Genomic DNA, 21143 nt, shown 5'->3' with positions numbered 1-21143 from the left:
ATCTCTCACAGTTGGAATTCAAAGTGGAATAAGACGAAGAAGAGAAGCCGCTAGTACTATCGGAAGCTGATGGTAGAATCATTGGAATATACTGAAAATTCCCTTGATGCATCAACGTTGGTAGCGTTTACATAAAATGATAGAAAAATGCGTAAAATAAGTTTTTTCTTCTTGCATAAATCAATCAAAAGTGTATACTATGTCATGAAAGCGGACAACTAAAGAAAGTGATTTTTCTAGGAGGTTTACAAATGGTAGCCGATAAAGGTACTGATCATAAAAACAATGAAGACAAACATGATGTTTTAAAATCAACTCAAACAGTTATCCATAAAGCATTGGAAAAGCTGGGTTATCCGGAAGAAGTATATGAGCTCTTAAAAGAGCCAATGCGACTAATGACGGTTAAGATACCAGTTCGAATGGATGATGGAACAGTTAAAGTCTTTACTGGCTACCGGGCGCAGCATAATGATTCCGTCGGCCCAACAAAAGGCGGTATACGTTTTCACCCTCACGTAACAGAAAAAGAAGTCAAAGCTCTATCCATTTGGATGAGTTTAAAGTGCGGTATTGTTGACTTGCCATACGGAGGAGGAAAAGGCGGGATTGTCTGTGATCCGCGTGATATGTCTTTCCGCGAACTTGAGCGGTTGAGCCGTGGTTATGTACGTGCAATTAGCCAAATTGTTGGACCTACTAAAGATATTCCTGCACCTGATGTATTTACAAACTCACAAATCATGGCATGGATGATGGATGAATACAGCCGAATAGATGAATATAACTCACCAGGCTTTATCACAGGAAAACCTTTAGTGCTTGGTGGATCTCATGGCCGTGAATCGGCTACTGCTAAAGGTGTAACGATTTGTATACATGAAGCTGCTAAGAAGAAAGGAATTGACCTTAAAGGTGCAAGAGTGGTTGTCCAAGGGTTCGGAAACGCAGGCAGCTTCCTTTCTAAATTTATGCATGATGCTGGTGCTAAAGTGGTTGGAATTTCAGATGCATATGGCGGGTTATATGACCCTGAAGGTCTTGATATAGATTATTTATTGGACCGCCGTGACAGCTTTGGAACTGTTACTAAATTATTCAATGATACGATTACAAATAAAGAGCTTCTTGAGTTGGATTGTGATATTTTAGTTCCCGCAGCGATCGAAAACCAAATTACTGAGGAAAATGCCCATAAAATCCGGGCGAGTATTGTAGTTGAAGCAGCCAATGGCCCAACAACACTTGAAGCAACGGAGATTTTAACAGAACGAGGCATCCTGCTTGTTCCTGATGTGCTTGCTTCTGCTGGCGGTGTTACAGTTTCTTACTTTGAATGGGTGCAAAACAACCAAGGATATTATTGGACTGAAGAAGAAGTGGAAGAGAAGCTTGAGAAAATATTGAGTAAATCGTTTAACAATATTTATGATCTTGCTCAAACTCGCCGAGTGAATATGCGTCTGGCTGCATATATGGTTGGTGTTAGAAAAATGGCTGAGGCATCACGGTTCCGCGGCTGGATTTAATTTTCCACAATTAATGTGAATTCATTGTATGTATTTAAAAAATCTCCTATCATATATGGATGGGAGATTTTTTCTATCTTTTAAGCACGTCGCTTTTGCGTATAGGGTATGTATACATTTGTAGAATTGAAGAAGGATAAAATGTGTTTCTTCATTCGCGTTGCGAGATCATAAAGCAATTCTACATACATAACAGAATTTAATAATAGATTGGGGAGCTGATTTTTTTGAATCAACAGGAAGCAATCATAATAGGCGGGGGACCGTGTGGCCTGGCGGCTGCCATTGCTCTTCAGGATGTCGGAATTAAACCGCTTGTTATTGAAAAAGGGAATATTGTCAATGCCATTTACCATTATCCAACACACCAGACATTCTTCAGTTCCAGCCAAAAGCTTGAAATTGGTGATGTGCCATTTATTACAGTGGAACATAAACCAACCCGGAATCAGGCATTAACGTATTATCGTGAAGTAGTTAAAAGAAAGAATTTGAACATTCATGCATATGAAAAGGTGTTATCTGTTACGAAAAAAGAAGATGGACAGTTTAAGGTTGTTAGTGACAAACAAACCTATAGAACACCAAACGTTATTATTGCGACTGGATATTATGATCAACCAAATTATATGGACATACCGGGAGAAGATTTACCGAAAGTGTTCCACTATTTTAAAGAAGCTCATCCTTATTTTGATAAAGATGTAGTGGTTATTGGCGGGAAAAATTCTAGTGTAGATGCTGCATTGGAATTGGTAAAAGCAGGTGCAAGAGTGACTGTTTTATACAGAGGAGAGTCTTATTCACCAAGCGTTAAGCCATGGATCCTTCCGGAATTTGATTCACTTGTCCGGTCGGGTGCGATTTCAATGATTTTTCAGTCCCATGTAGTAGAAATCAAAGAGGATGCACTAATTTATGAAGTAAATGGTGGGACACAAGAAATAGCGAATGATTTTGTCTTTGCAATGACAGGCTATCATCCGGATCATCAATTCTTGAAGAGTGTTGGAATAGGAATTGATGAAAGTACTGGAAGACCTTTATATACGGAGGAAACGAAGGAGACAAATGTAGAGGGTATTTATATAGCTGGTGTTATTGCTGCAGGCAATAATGCCAATGAAATTTTTATTGAAAATGGCAGGTTCCACGGAGCTGAAATCGCAGCTTCTATCGTTCAAAAACAAAAGGCTGATTCCTGAATGGAACAGCCTTTTGTTGCTCTCTGGGCTGATCAAGCGCCTTCCGCTTTTCTTATGTCCAGCTCCAGGCGCTAGGGGCTCGAGGTCATAAGTCAATCCGTCTAGAAGGTTAAAGAACAACCTTCCAGCCGGCTCGCCTTATGCTTGTCGCCCCTGAGCAAGCGCCTTCCGCTTTTCTACATGTCCAGCTCCGGCGGCTAGCCCCTCGAGGTCTTAAGCCAATCCAGCCAAAAGGTCAAAGAACGACCTTTCGGCTGGCTTGTCTTAAGCTTGTCGGGGCTGGTCAAGCCGCCTCCGCTTTTCTTATAACCCGAACATTTTTTCGATTTCGGGTTTGGTTTGTTGGTTGGCTAGGCCGATCATTAGTTTTAGGCGGGCTTTTTGGCCGTTTAGTCCGTTGGAGAAGATGACACCTAGTTCTTTTAAGTGTTTGCCTCCGCCTTCGTAACCATAGACATCCTGGGCGATACCGTTAAAGCACCGTGAAACAATGACAACGGGAATGTTGGCAGCTGTCATTTCTTTAATCCCATCAATTGCAGCAGGCGGGAGGTTTCCTTGACCGAGTGCCTCAATAACCACACCATCATAATTGAGTTCTTTAATGGCGTGCAGGAGGGTAGAATCCATTCCGGCGTGTGCTTTCAATAGTGCTACCTTTTGGTTTAAATCCTTAATTTCATAAAGCTCTTTTTTTGTTGGCATATGATGGAAAAGAATACCTCGTTTCGTTACAATACCAATTGGTCCATATTGCGGGCTTTGGAATGTAGAAACATTACTGGTATGCGTTTTTGTGACATTTTTGGCTGTATGTATTTCATCATTTAGAACAACCAGAACGCCTTTGTAATGAGCCTCTTCACTCATTGCAACCCTTATAGAGGAAATTAGATTATACAGTCCATCAGAGCCAATTTCATTGCTTGAACGCATGGCACCAGTTAGTACAACCGGCAGCTGCACATCAACTGTTAAATCCAGAAAATAGGCTGTTTCCTCCAATGTGTCAGTCCCATGTGTAATGACAACACCAGAAACATCTTTCCTTTTCACGTGATCTTCAATCAAGTTCTTTAATATGTTCATTTCTTTTACCGTAATATGAGGCGAAGGTAAATTAAAGGGCTCCTCTACTATAAGATCAGCAAGGGCATGCAATTCATTTGTTTTATCTGTTAATGGGTTTTTTTCATTTGTTGAGACTGCACCGGTTGAGCTGTCTTCACTCATAGATATGGTGCCTCCTGTATGTATAAGCAGAATTTTTTTTCGATTCAATGCTTTGTCCTCCCTAATTTGAAAAATATAGAATATAATTAAATATGCTGTAATGCATTTTCAATCCAATATGATCATGTTACGATTATAGAGACGATTTGAAAAGGAGGGTGGCTCATGTTTGGGATATTATCTGCGGGAATTGCCCCAGGATTAGCTTTATTAAGCTATTTTTACTTGAAAGATCAATATGAGTCAGAACCCTTTTCAATGGTGTTTAAAACGTTCATGTCAGGTGCAATGCTGGTGTTTCCCATCATGTTTATCCAGCATGTAATGGAAACGGAGCATATGATTGATTCCAGCTTCATTAGTGCATTTCTCTCATCTGGCATGCTGGAAGAGTTTTTCAAATGGTTTATTTTATTTTACACAGTCTATCAGCATGTGAATTTTGATGAGCCCTACGATGGTATTGTATATGGTGTGTCTGTCTCGTTAGGATTTGCAACAGTTGAAAACATATTATATTTATTTGCACTTGGCATTGAACATGCTGTAGGCAGAGCGCTTCTTCCTGTATCAAGTCATGCACTTTTTGGTGTAATCATGGGTTATTATATAGGAAAAGTGAAATTTTCAGCAACTTCTCGAGGAAAATGGCTTATATTATCCTTATTTGTGCCTTTTTTGCTGCACGGCACATACGATTACATTTTATTAACTTTCAAGTATTGGCCGTACTTCATGGTACCATTTATGATTTTCCTATGGTGGCTGGGTATGAGAAAGGTGAAAAAGGCGAGAGTTTTAACCATCCGGCAAAATCAGGACGCCTTCAAATTTGAACCCCCTTTAAACATGTAAAGAAAGATCTTATAGATGAAATGGTCTGTAATGAAAAAACACTGATAACCTAGATGTTATCAGTGTTTTTTTTATGCAATTAAATACTATTTGAACACCTGTTTGAAAGTAATTTAAAGGTGTGGCTATGTTATCTTATTTGTACTCTTTTCAGACTTGCCTCTTGAAAGATCTGTATTGGTAAAAAGCCCCACTTAATCAGATCCTAGTTTTTTGTATAAAAATCCAGACGCTACAGAAAATAGGGTTACTGTAATAAAGAATTACTTTTGGAGGTTATTATACATGAATAAAAAGTTGTTTCTATCCAAGATAATGATCATAATCTCCTTTCTTGTGCTGATGATTCCTTTGATTGGAAATGGCGAAAAAGCAGCCGCCTTCTCTGATCAGGTCATACAGCAAGGAGCTGTTGGAGATGATGTCATTGAGCTTCAATCAAGGCTGCAATACCTTGGTTTTTACAATGGGAAAATCGATGGTGTATTTGGCTGGGGAACCTATTGGGCATTAAGAAATTTTCAATATGAATTTGGCTTGCCTATTGATGGGCTTGCAGGTCAAAAAACGAAAGAAAAGTTAGCGAAAGCTTCAAACTATAATGAGCAATTTGTGAAAGAGCAAATTAACAAAGGGAATAAATTTACTCATTATGGCGGTGTAGATTTAAATAAGCAGAAAAAGCCAGCTCCTTCTGGCGGTGGAGCAAACCAAAAGAAACAGCCTGCTAAACAAGGACAGTCAGGTGGAGGTCAATCTGGCGGCGGTACTCAGTCGGGCGGAGGACAAACCGGCGGTAACCAAGGACAAACCGGCGGTGGTGGAGGAACGGCAAATCAGGCACCTGCTCAGCAAAAACCAACGGCAGCAAATATGCCAAATGGATATTCTGAAAATGATATACAATTAATGGCAAATGCGGTTTATGGTGAAGCACGTGGAGAGCCATATACTGGGCAGGTTGCTGTTGCAGCAGTTATTTTGAATCGGGTAGAAAGTGCAACATTTCCAAACACCGTTTCAGGCGTTATATTCGAACCTAGAGCTTTTACAGCTGTAGCTGATGGGCAAATTTGGCTCACGCCAAACGAAAAAGCCCGCGAAGCGGTATTAGATGCCATCAATGGCTGGGATCCTACTGGAAATGCTCTATACTATTTTAACCCAGACACGGCAACAAGCGGCTGGATTTGGACAAGGCCGCAAATTAAGAGAATCGGAAAACATATATTCTGTAAATAAGGGGTGAAAGCATGCTAAGAGGCGTTTTAATTGGTGTACTGACATTAGGGGTCGCAGGAACAGCCTTTTGGGGGTATCAGGAGCATAGAGAGAAAAATGCCATCCTGATCAACGCTGAAAATAACTATCAGAGAGCATTTCATGATTTAACCTATCAGATTGATTTGCTGCACGATAAAATCGGAACAACATTAGCAATGAATTCAAGAGAATCTTTGTCTCCAGCACTTGCTGAAGTTTGGAGGGTTACTTCAGAAGCACATACAGATGTCGGTCAGCTACCCCTTTCTTTGCTGCCATTCAATAAAACAGAAGAATTTCTGGCGAAGATAGGAGATTTCAGTTATCAGACTGCAGTCAGAGATTTAAATAAAGAGCCTTTATCAGACAAAGAATATGATTCACTAAAACAGTTATACACACAAGCCGCAGATGTTCAGAATGATTTGCGTGAAGTTCAGCATATGGTACTGGAAAATAACCTGCGCTGGATGGACGTAGAAATGGCATTGGCAGCTGGAGATGAAGCAGGAGATAATACAATCATTGACGGCTTTCAAACGGTTGAAAAGACTGTAGATGGATACGGGGAAACCGACTTTGGCCCTGCATTTGTAAACATGCAGAAGAAGGATGAAAACTTTAAGTACTTAGAAGGCAAGGAAATTACAGATAAGCAAGCAATAAAAGAAGCTAAAGAATATGCTGGATTAGGCAATGATGTGAATGTAAAAGTTACAGAAAATGGAGATGGCTCTGACTATGGCTTCTTCAGTGTGACTCTTCAAGATAAAAAATCAAAACAGGAAGCCAATATGGATATAACCAAAAAAGGCGGATATCCGATCTGGTACCTTATGTCAAGGGAAGTAACAGATCGAAAAATCAGTTTAAATGAAGCAAGCAACAAAGCGGTTGAGTTTTTAAAGAAGAACCAATTTGAAAATCTTGATCTATTTGAAAGTGCGCAATATGACAACATGGGAGTTTTCACTTTTGTTTCTACGCAAGATGGTGTGCGTGTATATCCAGATTCCATCAAAATGAAAATGGCTCTGGATAATGGCAAAATTTTAGGATTCTCTGCTGAAGATTATTTAAAAGCGCATCATGCAAGAGAAATTCCTGATCCAGGGATTACAGTTGATGAAGCTCGAGAAAAGATTAATCCAGCAGTAGAGGTTATGGAGAACCGGCTGGCAATCATCATCAATGATATAAGCGAAGAAGTACTTTGTTATGAGTTTATGGGAACTTTAGGGGAAGATACGTATCGAATTTATATTAATGCAGATACAGGCATGGAAGAAAAAGTGGATAAATTAAAGAATGCAGAGCCTGTATATGAAGATGTATTGTAGGAAAAGCGAACTAAGCTTTTCCTTTTTTTTCTATAAACTATACCTTATTTCCTGTGCATTTCATAAAATGGTCTTGCAACATATATGAGTCACATGTCATAATTAACTGACAAGTTTATCCTTTCGGACAGGGGAAGTGCGGTAATTGATTAAGATAGGGGACACCATTATATTAGAGACGAAATACTCTGAAAGCGGGGAGAAGTATCAAAGCAAAGTAATTGATCAATCAGAACATTATATATACATAGATTACCCCAAAAACATGGAAACAGATAAAACGGCCTTCTTATTGGATGGCACACAATTAAAAGCTTCTTTTGTTGCTGCTGCAGGTGCAGTTTACCTATTTGACAGTGAGGTTGCCGGCAAGGTCAAACGCAATGTTCCGATGATCATGCTTACATACCCGGGAGATGAACAGCTGATGAAAATTCAGCGCCGTCAATATGTACGAGTAGAAACGGCTGTTGATGCAGCTATGCATTCTCCGGATGAGAATTTTCCTCCCTTAGTTTGTGTTACAGAGGATATAAGTGCAGGAGGAGCCTCTTTTTCAACAAAATCACAGATTCAAGTAGAACCAGAAATGAATGTAAATCTATGGCTTGTTCTCCTGATGCATAGCGGCGAATACCATTATTTAAACTTAAAGAGCAAGATTGTCCGTATTTTAAATATGAAGGAGAATACCCGAAAAATCTCAGTTCAGTTTTCAAATATTACTCCGAATGAACGGCAATTATTATTGCGTTATTGCTTTGATCGTCAGCTGGCCTATAAAAAACGCGGAATTGAAGCATAAAATCATCAAAACTTCTCCATACTTGGAATATCAGACAAGTATCGAGAGGTTTGGCTATGAAAACGTTTGAACGTATTCTTTTAAAAATAATCGTTGTGCAGTTTCTTTTCTTGCTGTGTTCTCAGCTTTTTTTTCACAAATGGAATGTATTTCCCGAGATCAAACAGCTAACTCAATATGAAGGAGTCACAGATCAGAACTTTACTGAACTGCTCGAAACCTTTAACTCTAAAAAGTAAGCAGATTTTTGCTTGCTTTTTTTATATTTTTTAGCAAGCTTTTAATTCTTTTTGGAAATGATATCTGAACACCTTAAACAGATAGAACAATAAGTCATATTTTTAAAAATAGGGAATGCTACATTTTGAGAGATTATCACACGAAATGAACACCGATTCTCTTATTTCTGTGTTAAAATAAATTCGATATTATTGTTTTACAGGAGGAACTATGAAGAAAATCTCAATAGCTATTGATGGTCCTGCTGCTGCTGGTAAAAGTACAGTAGCAAAGATCGTTGCTGAAAAACTATCTTACATATATATAGATACAGGTGCCATGTATAGAGCGCTCACATATAAAGCGATCCAAAATCACGTGAATCTGGAAAATGAGGAAGAGTTACTTGCTGTCCTGCAAAAAACGAGTATAGAACTTATGCCCGGTGAAGAGGGACAAATTATTATTCTTGATGGTGAAAACGTTACAAATGATATACGTTCAGCTGAAGTCACAAATTCGGTATCGGCTGTAGCAAAACATCGTTCTATTCGGGCAGAAATGGTTGCCAGACAGCAGGAATTCGGGGCTGAAGGCGGTGTTGTGATGGATGGCAGGGATATCGGCACACATGTATTGCCAAATGCTGAGGTAAAAGTTTTTCTGCTCGCATCTGTAGATGAGCGTGCAGCAAGGCGTCATGCTGAAAATCAATCGAAGGGATTCCCAACTGATCTAGAACAGCTAAAGAAAGAAATTGCAACAAGGGACAAGCTGGATTCCGAGCGGGAAGTTGCGCCACTGAGAAAGGCAGAAGACGCTGAAGAAATCGACACTACATCTATGTCTATTACAGAAGTAGCGGATCGTATTTTAGCTTTAGCTGCTGAAAGGAATTAATTATATGACATTATATGGATTTGCAAGGTCTGCTGTAAATGCAGTATTAAAACCGATCTACCGATATGAAGTGATTGGAAGGGAAAATTTCCCAAAAGAAGGCGGCGTTTTGCTCTGTGCCAATCATATAGATAATTTAGATCCGCCTGTAGTGGGTATTACGGCGCCCCGCCCGGTATACTTTATGGCAAAAGAAGAGCTGTTCAATGTGCCTGTGCTGGGGAAGTTGCTGCCAAAAATTCATGCCTTTCCGGTAAAAAGGGGAATGAGTGACAGGGAAGCTTTAAGAAATGGTCTCAAAATTATTAAAGAGGGCAATGTTTTAGGTCTGTTTCCAGAGGGAACTAGAAGTAAAAATGGTGAGCTGGGAAAAGGCTTGGCAGGAGCTGGATTTTTTGCTCTCCGCTCAAGTGCAGAAGTCGTCCCATGTGCTATAATTGGCCCGTATAAACCCTTTAGAAAAATTAAAGTTGTTTATGGAAAGCCAATCAACATCCAGGAATTGCGCGATAGAAAGGCATCCGCAGAAGAAACAACGGATATGATTATGAATGAAATTCGCACTCTGATCGATGCATATCGCTAAGTCTTCTTGCTTGACAAAAACAGCCATTTGTAAGAAGTTTAATAAAAGGCGTTTTTTGTATTGCATTTAAATACAATGTTTTCTGAAAATAGTCTTTAATCATATTTTAGGCTATAGCTGCAGTAGCTGTGCAGTGATCAATCGCTGCATTGAGTATACGGCACAAACTAAGCGGTGCGTGTCATAAGATCATAACCATTTTGCTTCAATTTACAATTAAATGTTGCGGATGGATTTCCAGCATAAAATCTGAAGCAGCCATTGGATTAAGGAGGATTACATATGTCAGAAGAAATGAATGATGTAGAAGTGAAAACCTTTGAAGTTGGAGAAAAAGTTACTGGCCAAGTGACAAAAGTTGAGGAAAAACAAGTAATTGTGCATATTTCAGACAGCAAGCTGGACGGGATTATCCCAATCAGCGAGCTTTCAAGCCTGCATATCGAAAAAGCCAGTGATGCTGTAGCTGAAGGAGAAGAACTTGAGCTAGAAGTATTAAAAGTTGAAGAAGAAGCGCTAATTTTATCAAAAAGAAAAGTTGACGCAGAAAAATCCTGGGAAGACCTTGAAAAAAGATACAATGATGGTGAAGTTTTCGAAGCAGAAATTAAGGATGTTGTAAAAGGCGGTCTTGTCGTTGATCTAGGCGTACGCGGCTTTGTCCCGGCTTCTTTAGTTGAAGCATTCTTTGTTGAAGATTTCTCTGATTATAAAGGCAAGACAATGACTTTTAAAATTGTTGAGCTGGATAAAGAAAAAAATCGTTTAATTTTATCTCACAAAGCAGTTGTTGAAGAAGAAAAAGGAAAGCAAAAAAACGAATTGCTTGACTCTTTAAAAGCTGGTGAAGTGCTGGATGGTACTGTACAAAGAATTACAGACTTCGGTGCATTTGTAGATATCGGCGGGGTTGACGGATTAGTTCATATTTCTCAGCTTTCCTATGAACATGTTGAGAAGCCATCTGATGTAGTGGCAGAGGGCCAGCAAGTCAAAGTGAAAGTGCTTAGTGTTGATCGCGACAATGAGCGAATTTCTCTTTCTATTAAAGAAACACTTCCTGGACCATGGGATCAAATCGGCGAAAAAGCGCCTAAAGGCACTGTTTTAGAAGGAACTGTTAGAAGGCTTGTTTCTTATGGTGCATTTGTTGAAGTATTCCCTGGTGTTGAAGGGCTTGTTCATATCTCTCAAATAGCTCACAAACACATCGGCACTCCACATGAAGTGCTGAAAGAAGGCGAACAAGTTAAAGTAAAAGTGCTTGAAGCAAATGAAGAAGAACAAAGATTATCCCTGAGCATTAAAGACCTGCTGGAAAAAGAGGAAGAAATTCCAACAGATTACGAACTGCCAGAAGAATCTAAAGGTTTCCAGCTTGGTGAAATGATTGGCGACCAATTAAAGAATTTAAATAAATAATGGTGATAAATAGTGTCTAGAGCAAAAAGGAAATGGGACCATATTCAAAACGCGCTATCAACCGGGCAAAAGTCACTAACCGGTTTTCAAGACGTTACTTTTATCCATCAAAGCCTGCCAGACACAAGTCTAGATCACATATCATTAGCATCAGAAATTGGCGAACTATTATTAAGTTCGCCAATTTTTATCAATGCAATGACTGGAGGCGGAGGAGAGAAAACCTACCAGATTAATCGTGATCTAGCCATCGCTGCCAGGGAGACTGGTGTATCAATTGCGGTAGGTTCACAAATGTCGGCTTTAAAAGATCAGAACGAAGCAGAATCTTATCGAGTAGTTCGGAAAGAAAACCCTAATGGCATTCTGTTTGCCAACTTGGGCAGTGAAGCCACTCTTGACCAGGCAAAAGCAGCTGTCGATATGATTGAGGCAAACGCTCTTCAGATTCACTTGAATGTAGTTCAGGAGTTGGTTATGCCTGAAGGTGATCGTGACTTTACTGGTGCTTTAAAAAGAATTGAAAACATTGTACATAATTTGGAAGTTCCGGTCATAGTCAAAGAAGTTGGATTTGGGATTAGCAAAGAAACGATTTGGAAACTAAAAGAAGCAGGAGTAGCTATTGTAGATGTTGGCGGATTTGGCGGCACCAATTTTTCAAGAATTGAAAACGAACGGAGACAAAGACATATCCCATTTTTTGATTCATGGGGCATTCCGACAGCCGTTTCAATAGCCGAAACGTCAGCGCACAAAGGTAATATAACCATCCTAGCATCTGGAGGCATCCAAACGAGCACAGAGGCTGCCAAATCCATAGCACTGGGGGCTAATGCTGTAGGCATGGCAGGTGCCCTCTTAAAGGTACTTATTAAAGGGGATTTAGAAAATCTCATCGATGAAATCGGTCTCCTGCATCAAGAGTTAAAAATGATTATGACAGCATTAGGGGCGAAGACGATCAAACAACTGCAGCAAACTCCTCTACTTCTAAGCGGTGATGTACACCATTGGTTACAGCAAAGAGGTGTAAACACGGAAATTTACAGCCAGAGATCTATCAAGTAATAGAGATTCAAATCATATAAAAAAGCAAGCAGAGAAATTTACATATTCTCAGCTTGCTTTTTTTGTGTGTAAAAAAATAATATTAACCTTTGTTATTTGTAAGAACGGACTTAGCGTGCCTGGCTTGTCTTAAGCTTGTCGTCCCTGATCAAGCGCCTTCCGCTTTTCGTATTGTCTAGCTCCGGCGGCTAGCTGCTCGAGGTCATAAGTCAATCCAGTCAAAAGGTCAAAGAACGACCTTCTGCCTGTCTCGCCTTATGCTTGTCGCAGCTGAACGAGCCGCCTCCGCTTTTCGTATTGTCTAGCTCCGGCGGCTAGCTGCTCGAGGTCATAAGTCAATCCAGTCCAAAGGTCAAAGAACGACCTTCTGCCTGTCTCGCCTTATGCTTGTCGCAGCTGAACGAGCCGCCTCCGCATTTCGTATTGTCTAGCTCCAGGCGCTAGGGACTCGAGGTCTTAAGCCAATCCAGGCAAAAGGTCAAAGAACGACCTTCTGCCTGGCTTGTCTTAAGCTTGTCGTCCCTGATCAAGCGCCTTCCGCTTTTCTGTTAATGCTGGGTTTTCATGTTGTCGTTTAAGGCTCTTGCTTCTTCTGGGCTTTGTAATTTTGTTGCTCCAGGATAATGAAGTGCCTGATCTCGATCAGATTCTACTCTTCCGCTGTTTTTAAGCTTCTTTTCTTGACGATCTCTTCCCATATTACACACCTCCTATTTTTAAGATGAAGCTTTCCTGAAAGTTTATACTGTAAAGATTAAAATACATAGGATTTAGTCATAATGGTAATGATAGGAGGTGTCGGGTTGGACGGAATAATATTTTATTTTACTGCATGGGGAATTTGGATTCTTTCCAGCTTTTTAATAGATAAGAAACAGCGTTATAGGCTAGTGTTTTCAGCATGGATACTGCTGCTCATTATTTTTTCAGGTTATTACTTTACTATTGATGCTGTTTCTGTTTCTTTTTCGGCTATTTTAGTCGTTCTGACCGTTTATTCATTATTGGCTAAATATAAGAACAAAAAACTTTTTTATTTTTGGGTGTGCCAGTTAATTGGAGTTTTAGCATATGTTAGTTTTCATTTATTTGAAATGTTTGATCCTGTATGGGTCATCATGGACAGAGAATGGATGCTTTCTGTCATGATGGTGCTTATATCTTTAATTTTAATGAAAACAAGATTCGAACGGATATTGCTGCTTGCATCAGCTGGCATACATGGAGAAGTGGTTAATGGAATTATTTTTCATTCATTTTCTTTTCCCTATACAATAGGGTCCTTTGTTTATTTAGATATTCTGGCACTGGCTGCTCTGATCCTGCTTTTATGGAATGGAGTAGAGTATATTACTGCTTATTTAGGGGCTTACTTTAACCAGCTTGAAAAAGAGAGGGGAAAAACATCATGAGTGAATATACATATCCCATTTTGTTTGGTTTGATTATTGGTACTGCAACAAGAATGTACATGCTGCGTACAGATTATCGGCAATACCCTACCTATCTGCATGGTAAAATTATTCATGTAGCGCTCGGGTTTATCGCAGCGGGATTGGGGACAGTAGCAATCCCATCAATCATGGAAGAGGATTTTACGGCCATTACGTTTTTAACGTTAGCAGCATCTCAATTTCGTGAGGTTCGCAATATGGAAAGGAACACCTTGACTGAGCTGGACAGCTACGAAATGGTTCCAAGAGGTAAGACTTATATTGAAGGAATCGCCATTGCTTTTGAGAGCAGAAATTATCTTGTCATCTTTACTTCATTAGTAAGTACACTAGTCTATTTATTAATAAATGTATGGGCTGCCCTGATCGCCGCTATTATTTGTGTACTAATCGCTAAAGTTCTAATGTCTGGCGGGCGTTTAAAGGATATTGTTGAGATTGAGTATATAGAGCCCCGTTTTGATGGTCCTGGACTTTACGTTGACAATATTTATATTATGAATATCGGTCTTCCTCAGCGTCAAGAAGAAGTATTGCGGTATGGAATGGGCTTCATTTTAAAGCCGAAAAACTTTAATTCCAGATCTACAATTGCTAATCTGGGCCAGCGTCAAGCAATATTACATGATGTTTCAACTGCTCTTGGTGTTTATAGAGATTCGGGCACACCAGCGCTCGTTCCGCTTGCTAAGCGTGATTTGGATGATGGTCGTGTTGGGGTGTTCGTTCTGCCCCAAGAAAAGGATATAAAACGGGCAATTAAAATAATTGGAGCTGTTCCAACCCTTGAAAATGCGATTAGGATGCCAAGCGAACGTCATGTAGAAGGCGAGGGGAAATAAAGAATGGTATTAGAAAAATATATATTGGCAGCCATTACAACCAATTCTTCCAAAATACCTGGCGGGACTGCCGTATTTTATTGCGACAGCAAACAGGAAATGGAGACGATCGCAGCAAATCTGGAAGCGATATTAGATGGTATCGCCCATATGTTAACAGAGGAATTATATGTTATTGTTAAGCACTAATTATATAATTTGCAGAAGAGTATCGCTCAAAACTTATCCAAATGTTGCCTCTATGAAGAAGCTCTGATAAAATAGTGAAGTTAGACCCTTCTTTTTTATAGAAGGGTTATTTTTGAGATATGAATGATTTTCATTGTTTATTACAGATAACTCGTCATATTGCTCTTAAATAAAACATGCTGATTGGCAAGCCTGAAAGGCAAAGCCAGAGGCTTAGTTGCACTTATACCTTATTCCAGATTAGCAACTGCGTCGAATGATCTCCAGCGCGATAACCTATACGATTTTAAAGTATAAATAAAAACCTTGAAGGGGTGATGTTATGGCAAAACCAGTAGTGGCTATTGTCGGACGTCCGAATGTTGGTAAATCAACTATTTTTAACAGAATTGTAGGAGAGAGAATATCCATTGTCGAAGATATTCCCGGTGTAACGAGGGACCGTATATACAGCTCTGCAGAATGGCTTACACATGATTTTAACATTATCGATACAGGCGGTATTGATATAGGGGACGAGCCTTTCTTAGAGCAAATTAGGCAGCAGGCAGAGATTGCCATAGAAGAAGCAGATGTTATTGTATTTCTTGTTAACGGCCGTGAAGGTGTTACTAGTGCGGACGAAGAAGTAGCCAAAATATTATATAAGGCAAAGAAACCTGTTGTGCTTGGTGTGAATAAAATTGATAATCCAGAAATGCGTGACCAGATTTATGACTTTTACGCATTAGGCTTTGGAGAACCTTTCCCAATCTCCGGTTCACATGGACTTGGTTTAGGAGACCTTTTGGATGAGGCAGCTAAGCATTTTCCAAAACATGGCGGAAATGAATATGCTGATGATGTGATTAAATTCTCTTTAATCGGCAGACCAAATGTCGGCAAATCGTCTCTAGTAAATGCCATTTTAGGAGAAGATCGTGTAATCGTCAGTAATGTGGCAGGAACAACAAGAGATGCAATTGACTCCCAGCTGACTTACAACGGTGAGAAATATGTCATCATTGATACAGCTGGCATGAGGAAAAAAGGAAAGGTCTACGAAACAACTGAAAAATACAGTGTTTTAAGAGCCCTTCGTGCAATTGAACGTTCTGACGTTGTTCTTGTTGTCATAGACGGAGAAGAAGGAATTATCGAACAGGATAAACGTATTGCAGGCTATGCACATGAAGCAGGCCGTGCAGTGGTAATAGTTGTGAATAAATGGGATGCTGTAGAAAAAGATGAAAAAACGATGAAAGCGTTCGAAACGAATATTAGAGAGCACTTTTTGTTCCTCGACTATGCACCAATTGTCTTTTTATCTGCTAAAACGAAAAAACGGATTCATACTCTGATCCCAATGATTAATACTGCGAGTGAAAATCATGCATTGCGTGTTGAAACGAGCATCTTGAATGATGTGATCATGGATGCGGTTGCTATGAACCCAACACCAACAGATAAAGGAAAACGACTGCGCATTTACTTTGCAACACAAGTAGCAGTTAAACCGCCTACTTTTGTTATTTTCGTAAATGACCCTGAACTCATGCATTTCTCTTACGAACGCTTCTTAGAAAATCGAATCAGAGATGCTTTTGGCTTTGAAGGCACACCGATTAAGATTTTCTCTCGCGAAAGAAAATAAAATCTATAAAAGCACTGTACATTAGGACAGGCTTTATAGGTTCAGATCTGTGATAAAGGCTCTGTAAGGCGATTAGCGTAAATCTTTGAAGCAGGACAATAAGTTAAAAAGCGGTGATGATATATGAAAAGTGTTGAATCAATTGCCGTCATTGGCGCTGGAAGCTGGGGCACTGCCCTTGCCATGGTTTTAGCTGATAACGGACATGATGTAAGGCTTTGGGGTCATAAACCAGAACAAATTGATGAAATTAATACACATCATACAAACCAAAAATATTTACCTGATATAACTTTGCCTAAAAATATTATTGGTCATGTATCCCTCGGAGAAGCTATAGGAGGCGCAGAGGTGCTTGTTCTTGCTGTCCCAACCAAAGCGATCCGTGAAGTCGTCAACAAAATTGCTGTAATTAGAAAAGGCCCGATGACAATTGTGCATGTAAGTAAAGGGATAGAGCCGAATAGCTTAATGCGCATCTCAGAGATGATTGAAGAGGAGACTCCCTCCCATCTTTTAAAAAGTGTAGTGGTCCTTTCTGGCCCAAGCCACGCTGAAGAGGTCAGTTTAAGACAGCCAACAACAGTTACTGTCTCTTCAAAAGAATTAGAGGAAGCAGAGAGAATTCAAGATCTATTTATTAATCAGCATTTTCGTGTCTACACCAACCCTGATATTATTGGCGTTGAAATAGGCGGTGCATTAAAAAATATTATTGCACTCGCTGCTGGAATAACAGATGGACTTGGCTATGGGGACAATGCCAAGGCAGCGCTCATCACAAGAGGATTGGCTGAGATCGCCCGTTTAGGGGTTAAAATGGGTGCCAGCCCCCTTACATTCTCTGGTTTAACTGGGATTGGTGACTTAATTGTTACTTGTACAAGTGTTCATTCCAGAAACTGGAGAGCGGGAAACTTGCTCGGTAAAGGCCAGAATTTGCAGGAAGTGCTTGATAATATGGGCATGGTGGTTGAAGGGGTCCGTACAACGAAGGCTGCTCATCAGCTTGCCGAAAAATATCAAGTAACAATGCCGATTACAGACGTGCTTTATAGTGTGCTTTTTGAGAATGTCAGTGCAAAAGATGCTGTAGAATTGCTAATGGCACGTGGAAAAACGCATGAGATGGAAGACCTTACAAACTTACTTGGCGGCCAGTAACCTCTATTTTAAACTGTACTCGTCTATTCATCGATTTGCTTTATATGGTCAATGCCGGTAATTTATTTAAAAATATAGGCATTTAAACGATACAGGAAGAAATGGAATTGCATACAATGCAACGAAGCAAACTGGTAACATGATCAGGGTGTAGGTTAATTTAGTCATATTGCCGGGAAATTGGAAATGCCCCTTCCGATTTCCCGGTTATTTTTATACAAAGAAAATGAAGTGTGCAAAGGTTTTAATTAGCATGAAAACGTTTGTGTACAGCCTATATTTCCTGCTTTTTCTATGTTATAATACTTTTCGGAAAAAGGAGTGAATTGAATGTCAGATTCTTTAATGAAAATGTGGATTTCTCTATCATCCATGGGCTTTATGTTTATATCCATTTTGTTAATATACTTAAGCCGCTTTAAATTAAAAAATAAAACACTAAAATTTATTACAGCCTTTATTGCCTATATTCTTATGATTATTAGCGGTATTATTATATTCCTGATCGTATTTGGAGGACCTACACCTGAATAATTTACTGTTTAAGGGATAGACCTTTCTGCTGTCTGGAGTTCCCATACAGAACTGAAGTCTTTGCAAAAAACACTAGATATACATACTAAAGGATTGATAATCATGAAAAAAAGCTTGCTGCGTTTAATAGGTGCAGCCACTATATTAATATGTTTGGCTGGCTGTGCATATCCACAGGAGCGGCTGGCGCAGAATCAAATTCCATATGAGGATCAGCTTGCTGCTGTTCAAAATGCAGTCGACCAATTCAGGGAAACAAATACGGGGCTTCTACCAATAAAAACGAAGGATATGGATACGCCAATCTATCAAAAATATTTAATTGATTTTAATAAGCTAACCCCTGCATTTATGGCTGAACCGCCAGGAAATGCTTTTGAAATGGGTGGTGTGTTTCAATATGTCATCGTAAATGCAGAAACAGAGCCTACTGTTAAGATCTTTGATTTACGTATGGCTGAAACAATCCGCGAAATTAAAATCCGTTTAAAAGGTCATGAGTACCCTCCTTTTAAAGAGCAAATCGAAAGCCATGTATTCACTCTCGATTTTGAAAAACTCGGCTATAAAGAGGATCCTGTAGCTATCAGCCCGTACTCCGGCAGAAATCTGCCATTTGTGATTACAGGTGATGGTGAAATTTATGTTGATTATCGCAGTGATTTATTTGAGGCTGTTGATCAAACGGATACTACGTTAAAACAGGGAGAAGACATCCGGAATATTTTAGTGGAGGATTCTCCTTTTGTGCCTTCCTATTCTTTGCCTTACACAATAAATGAAGACAGTGAACCAATCTTTTTGGTGAAATAGTCATAACCTTTCTTTTACAAAATATATTGTAAGAGAAAGGTTTTTTTTGTTTTACTATACTGCCGCGTAATCAGCAATACTCCTTTGTTAACATTCATGATTAGTTCTTATCTGCTATTCATAAATATTAGCTTCTCAAACCTAGTGAATACACTGTTTACAAAGGATAAGAGATATAGAAAAGATACTTTATTTGAGGGAGAGGGGAAATTTTTAAAAAAAGTTGGCATAACGATGTAGGACAACATCATAAACATATAGTGTCCAGATATACTTAATAGGATAATATTTCCCACTAACTCGGAGATTCAGGAGGGGATCACTTGGAAAAGGTAGATGTGTTTAAAGATATTGCCGAAAGAACCGGAGGCGATATCTATTTCGGAGTAGTAGGTGCAGTTCGTACAGGGAAATCAACGTTTATTAAAAAATTTATGGAATTAGTTGTGTTACCGAGCATGGCAAATGAAGCTGAACGGGCACGTACCCAGGATGAACTGCCACAAAGTGCTGCAGGAAAAACAATCATGACGACAGAACCGAAATTTGTTCCAAACCAGGCTGCATCTGTACATGTTGATGAAGGCCTTAACGTGAATATTCGTCTTGTCGATTGTGTGGGGTATACAGTTCCTGGGGCAATGGGCTATGAAGATGAAAATGGTCCAAGAATGATCAATACTCCTTGGTATGAAGAGCCGATTCCTTTTCATGAAGCAGCTGAAATCGGCACGAGAAAAGTCATTCAGGAGCATTCTACAATAGGTGTCGTCATCACTACGGATGGTACAATTGGTGAAATTCCAAGATCAAGCTATTTAGAGGCAGAGGCTAGGGTGATTGACGAACTGAAGGAAGTTGGAAAACCCTTTATTATGGTGATTAACAGCGTACAGCCTCATCACCCGAATACTGAGGCGTTAAGAGAGCAATTAGCTGAACAGTATGATATTCCTGTCATTGCAATGAGTGTGGAGGGAATGAGAGAGTCTGATGTTCTAAATGTAATGAGAGAAGCCCTTTACGAGTTTCCAGTCCTTGAAGTTAATGTTAACTTACCAAGCTGGGTAATGGTACTCCGTGATGATCACTGGCTTCGTGAGAGCTACCAGGAAGCTGTAAAGGAAACAGTGAAGGATATTAAAAGATTAAGAGATGTAGATCGAGTTGTCCACCAATTTGGTGACTTTGAATTCATTGAGCGCGCTGGATTAGCAGGGATTGAGATGGGGCAGGGAATAGCAGAAATTGATCTATTTGCTCCGGATGACTTGTATGATGATGTGCTTAAGGAAATTGTTGGTGTTGAGATCAGAGGAAAAGATCATTTATTAGAGCTTATGCAGGAATTTTCTCATGCAAAAGCAGAATATGATCAGATATCTGATGCCCTTACAATGGTTAAGCAAACAGGTTATGGGATTGCCGCTCCATCATTAGCCGATATGAGCTTGGATGAACCTGAAATTACGCGTCATGGCTCAAGATTTGGCGTCCGTTTAAAAGCTGTGGCACCATCCATTCATATGATTAAAGTGGATGTTGAATCCGAATTTTCACCAATCATTGGCACAGAAAAACAAAGCGAAGAGCTGGTTCGTTACTTAATGCAGGACTTCGAGGACGATCCGTTATCCATTTGGAATTCAGATATTTTTGGCAGAAGTCTGAGTTCGATAGTAAGAGAAGGCATACAAGCAAAGCTCTCCCTTATGCCTGAAAACGCTCGCTATAAACTGAAAGAAACGCTGGAAAGAATCATTAATGAAGGTTCTGGCGGCCTGATCGCCATTATCCTATAAGTATATGGATGCAAGGCAACGGACTCCTTATAGGGGTCTTTTTTTGCATTAAATAATAAATAAACTGCAACAATTCATAGGAGAGATAATTACTAAAACGTAGAGCGTTTAATTGTATAAATATATTCCGGTGGTTTGTCAATGTGCAAGATGGGGAATACATCTTTCTAGTTGGGCGTATTACAGTTATATTTCAAAAAAGAAAAGATTCCCATTAAATCGTGAAATATTCTTGATATGCATAAATGATTATGATAATCTTTTAACAGAATTACTGTTGTGAT

Annotated in this window: 21 protein-coding genes; 19 read left to right on the top strand and 2 right to left on the bottom strand. The window is 39.5% G+C overall.

The genetic code is table 11. The annotated features are described in order from the left end of the window. Positions 1-251 precede the first annotated feature (251 nt). Both F7732_RS06380 and F7732_RS06375 read left to right on the top strand, forming a co-directional pair. Complete coding sequence (locus tag F7732_RS06380) at positions 252-1529, top strand: Glu/Leu/Phe/Val family dehydrogenase (RefSeq protein ID WP_151573106.1); 1278 nt, start codon at positions 252-254, stop codon at positions 1527-1529. 227 nt (positions 1530-1756) lie between these two features. After that, positions 1757-2734: a YpdA family putative bacillithiol disulfide reductase gene (locus F7732_RS06375; RefSeq protein ID WP_151573105.1), complete on the top strand. Its 978-nt coding sequence runs from the start codon at positions 1757-1759 to the stop codon at positions 2732-2734. A 303-nt stretch (positions 2735-3037) separates the two neighbouring features. Here the strand turns inward: F7732_RS06375 and F7732_RS06370 are convergent, their stop codons facing one another. Next, positions 3038-4015, bottom strand: a complete 978-nt coding sequence (locus F7732_RS06370) for an asparaginase (protein WP_066444091.1) — start codon at positions 4013-4015, stop codon at positions 3038-3040. A 117-nt stretch (positions 4016-4132) separates the two neighbouring features. Between F7732_RS06370 and prsW the strand changes: the two genes are divergently transcribed. The 9 genes from prsW (at position 4133) to fni (ending at position 12428) form a co-directional block, all read left to right on the top strand. Next, positions 4133-4822, top strand: a complete 690-nt coding sequence (prsW, locus tag F7732_RS06365) for a glutamic-type intramembrane protease PrsW (RefSeq protein WP_066444092.1) — start codon at positions 4133-4135, stop codon at positions 4820-4822. A 285-nt stretch (positions 4823-5107) separates the two neighbouring features. Further along, a complete protein-coding gene (gene sleB, locus F7732_RS06360; RefSeq protein ID WP_151573104.1) occupies positions 5108-6064 on the top strand; it encodes a spore cortex-lytic enzyme in 957 nt (318 codons plus the stop codon). Positions 6065-6075: 11 nt separating this feature from the next. Continuing rightward, entirely contained in the window at positions 6076-7425 is a 1350-nt protein-coding gene (gene ypeB / locus F7732_RS06355) for a germination protein YpeB (RefSeq protein ID WP_151573103.1), read from the top strand. Between the two features lie 145 nt (positions 7426-7570). Further along, positions 7571-8230 (top strand): flagellar brake protein, encoded by a 660-nt coding sequence (locus F7732_RS06350; RefSeq protein WP_151573102.1) that lies wholly within the window; start codon positions 7571-7573, stop codon positions 8228-8230. 56 nt (positions 8231-8286) lie between these two features. After that, positions 8287-8469 (top strand): YpfB family protein, encoded by a 183-nt coding sequence (locus tag F7732_RS06345; RefSeq protein ID WP_066444104.1) that lies wholly within the window; start codon positions 8287-8289, stop codon positions 8467-8469. A 211-nt stretch (positions 8470-8680) separates the two neighbouring features. Continuing rightward, positions 8681-9349: a (d)CMP kinase gene (gene cmk / locus F7732_RS06340; protein ID WP_151573101.1), complete on the top strand. Its 669-nt coding sequence runs from the start codon at positions 8681-8683 to the stop codon at positions 9347-9349. A 4-nt stretch (positions 9350-9353) separates the two neighbouring features. After that, positions 9354-9935 (top strand): lysophospholipid acyltransferase family protein, encoded by a 582-nt coding sequence (locus F7732_RS06335; RefSeq protein WP_151573100.1) that lies wholly within the window; start codon positions 9354-9356, stop codon positions 9933-9935. Between the two features lie 282 nt (positions 9936-10217). Next, the gene (rpsA, locus tag F7732_RS06330; RefSeq protein ID WP_151573099.1) at positions 10218-11357 is read left to right on the top strand and encodes a 30S ribosomal protein S1; all 1140 of its coding nucleotides are present in this window, start codon (positions 10218-10220) and stop codon (positions 11355-11357) included. Positions 11358-11369: 12 nt separating this feature from the next. Then, positions 11370-12428: a type 2 isopentenyl-diphosphate Delta-isomerase gene (gene fni, locus F7732_RS06325; RefSeq protein ID WP_151573098.1), complete on the top strand. Its 1059-nt coding sequence runs from the start codon at positions 11370-11372 to the stop codon at positions 12426-12428. A gap of 548 nt (positions 12429-12976) precedes the next feature. On the opposite strand, the gene F7732_RS06320 is transcribed toward fni, so the two are convergent. Next, positions 12977-13126 (bottom strand): YpzI family protein, encoded by a 150-nt coding sequence (locus tag F7732_RS06320; protein ID WP_151573097.1) that lies wholly within the window; start codon positions 13124-13126, stop codon positions 12977-12979. 105 nt (positions 13127-13231) lie between these two features. Between F7732_RS06320 and F7732_RS06315 the strand changes: the two genes are divergently transcribed. The 8 genes from F7732_RS06315 to spoIVA all read left to right on the top strand — a co-directional run bounded on the left by F7732_RS06315 (position 13232) and on the right by spoIVA (position 20859). Next, positions 13232-13840 (top strand): YphA family membrane protein, encoded by a 609-nt coding sequence (locus tag F7732_RS06315; protein ID WP_151573096.1) that lies wholly within the window; start codon positions 13232-13234, stop codon positions 13838-13840. Beyond that, positions 13837-14724, top strand: coding sequence for a YIEGIA family protein (locus tag F7732_RS06310; protein WP_151573095.1), 888 nt, complete (start codon positions 13837-13839; stop codon positions 14722-14724). Before F7732_RS06315 ends, F7732_RS06310 begins: the two co-directional genes overlap by 4 nt. Positions 14725-14727: 3 nt before the next feature. Beyond that, the gene (locus F7732_RS06305; RefSeq protein ID WP_066444128.1) at positions 14728-14913 is read left to right on the top strand and encodes a capping complex subunit for YIEGIA; all 186 of its coding nucleotides are present in this window, start codon (positions 14728-14730) and stop codon (positions 14911-14913) included. A 322-nt stretch (positions 14914-15235) separates the two neighbouring features. Beyond that, positions 15236-16546, top strand: a complete 1311-nt coding sequence (der, locus tag F7732_RS06300; protein WP_151573094.1) for a ribosome biogenesis GTPase Der — start codon at positions 15236-15238, stop codon at positions 16544-16546. Positions 16547-16669: 123 nt separating this feature from the next. Then, the gene (locus tag F7732_RS06295; RefSeq protein WP_151573093.1) at positions 16670-17710 is read left to right on the top strand and encodes an NAD(P)H-dependent glycerol-3-phosphate dehydrogenase; all 1041 of its coding nucleotides are present in this window, start codon (positions 16670-16672) and stop codon (positions 17708-17710) included. A 330-nt stretch (positions 17711-18040) separates the two neighbouring features. Further along, positions 18041-18244 carry a DUF2768 domain-containing protein gene (locus F7732_RS06290; RefSeq protein WP_066444135.1) on the top strand — a complete coding sequence of 68 codons (204 nt, stop codon included), beginning with the start codon at positions 18041-18043 and terminating at the stop codon, positions 18242-18244. A gap of 102 nt (positions 18245-18346) precedes the next feature. After that, positions 18347-19057 (top strand): hypothetical protein, encoded by a 711-nt coding sequence (locus F7732_RS06285; protein ID WP_151573092.1) that lies wholly within the window; start codon positions 18347-18349, stop codon positions 19055-19057. A gap of 323 nt (positions 19058-19380) precedes the next feature. Further along, the gene (gene spoIVA, locus F7732_RS06280) at positions 19381-20859 is read left to right on the top strand and encodes a stage IV sporulation protein A (RefSeq protein WP_151573091.1); all 1479 of its coding nucleotides are present in this window, start codon (positions 19381-19383) and stop codon (positions 20857-20859) included. The last annotated feature ends 284 nt before the right edge of the window (positions 20860-21143 follow it).

Source organism: Bacillus mesophilum, assembly GCF_008923265.1.
GTDB classification, from domain to species: domain Bacteria; phylum Bacillota; class Bacilli; order Bacillales; family Cytobacillaceae; genus Cytobacillus; species Cytobacillus mesophilum.
The sequence above is the reverse complement of the archived record's forward strand: the minus strand, read 5'-3'. Positions and strand labels throughout refer to the sequence as shown.

What these genes read in the sequence shown, in the direction of transcription:
- F7732_RS06335 (WP_151573100.1), top strand. Translation starts at nt 9,354, where the DNA reads ATGACATTATATGGATTTGCAAGGTCTGCTGTAAATGCAGTATTAAAA.
- F7732_RS06380 (WP_151573106.1), top strand. Translation starts at nt 252, where the DNA reads ATGGTAGCCGATAAAGGTACTGATCATAAAAACAATGAAGACAAACAT.
- F7732_RS06320 (WP_151573097.1), bottom strand. Translation starts at nt 13,126, where the DNA reads ATGGGAAGAGATCGTCAAGAAAAGAAGCTTAAAAACAGCGGAAGAGTA.
- prsW (WP_066444092.1), top strand. Translation starts at nt 4,133, where the DNA reads ATGTTTGGGATATTATCTGCGGGAATTGCCCCAGGATTAGCTTTATTA.
- F7732_RS06285 (WP_151573092.1), top strand. Translation starts at nt 18,347, where the DNA reads ATGAAAAAAAGCTTGCTGCGTTTAATAGGTGCAGCCACTATATTAATA.
- cmk (WP_151573101.1), top strand. Translation starts at nt 8,681, where the DNA reads ATGAAGAAAATCTCAATAGCTATTGATGGTCCTGCTGCTGCTGGTAAA.
- der (WP_151573094.1), top strand. Translation starts at nt 15,236, where the DNA reads ATGGCAAAACCAGTAGTGGCTATTGTCGGACGTCCGAATGTTGGTAAA.
- F7732_RS06295 (WP_151573093.1), top strand. Translation starts at nt 16,670, where the DNA reads ATGAAAAGTGTTGAATCAATTGCCGTCATTGGCGCTGGAAGCTGGGGC.
- rpsA (WP_151573099.1), top strand. Translation starts at nt 10,218, where the DNA reads ATGTCAGAAGAAATGAATGATGTAGAAGTGAAAACCTTTGAAGTTGGA.
- sleB (WP_151573104.1), top strand. Translation starts at nt 5,108, where the DNA reads ATGAATAAAAAGTTGTTTCTATCCAAGATAATGATCATAATCTCCTTT.
- F7732_RS06290 (WP_066444135.1), top strand. Translation starts at nt 18,041, where the DNA reads ATGTCAGATTCTTTAATGAAAATGTGGATTTCTCTATCATCCATGGGC.
- F7732_RS06345 (WP_066444104.1), top strand. Translation starts at nt 8,287, where the DNA reads ATGAAAACGTTTGAACGTATTCTTTTAAAAATAATCGTTGTGCAGTTT.
- F7732_RS06310 (WP_151573095.1), top strand. Translation starts at nt 13,837, where the DNA reads ATGAGTGAATATACATATCCCATTTTGTTTGGTTTGATTATTGGTACT.
- F7732_RS06305 (WP_066444128.1), top strand. Translation starts at nt 14,728, where the DNA reads ATGGTATTAGAAAAATATATATTGGCAGCCATTACAACCAATTCTTCC.
- ypeB (WP_151573103.1), top strand. Translation starts at nt 6,076, where the DNA reads ATGCTAAGAGGCGTTTTAATTGGTGTACTGACATTAGGGGTCGCAGGA.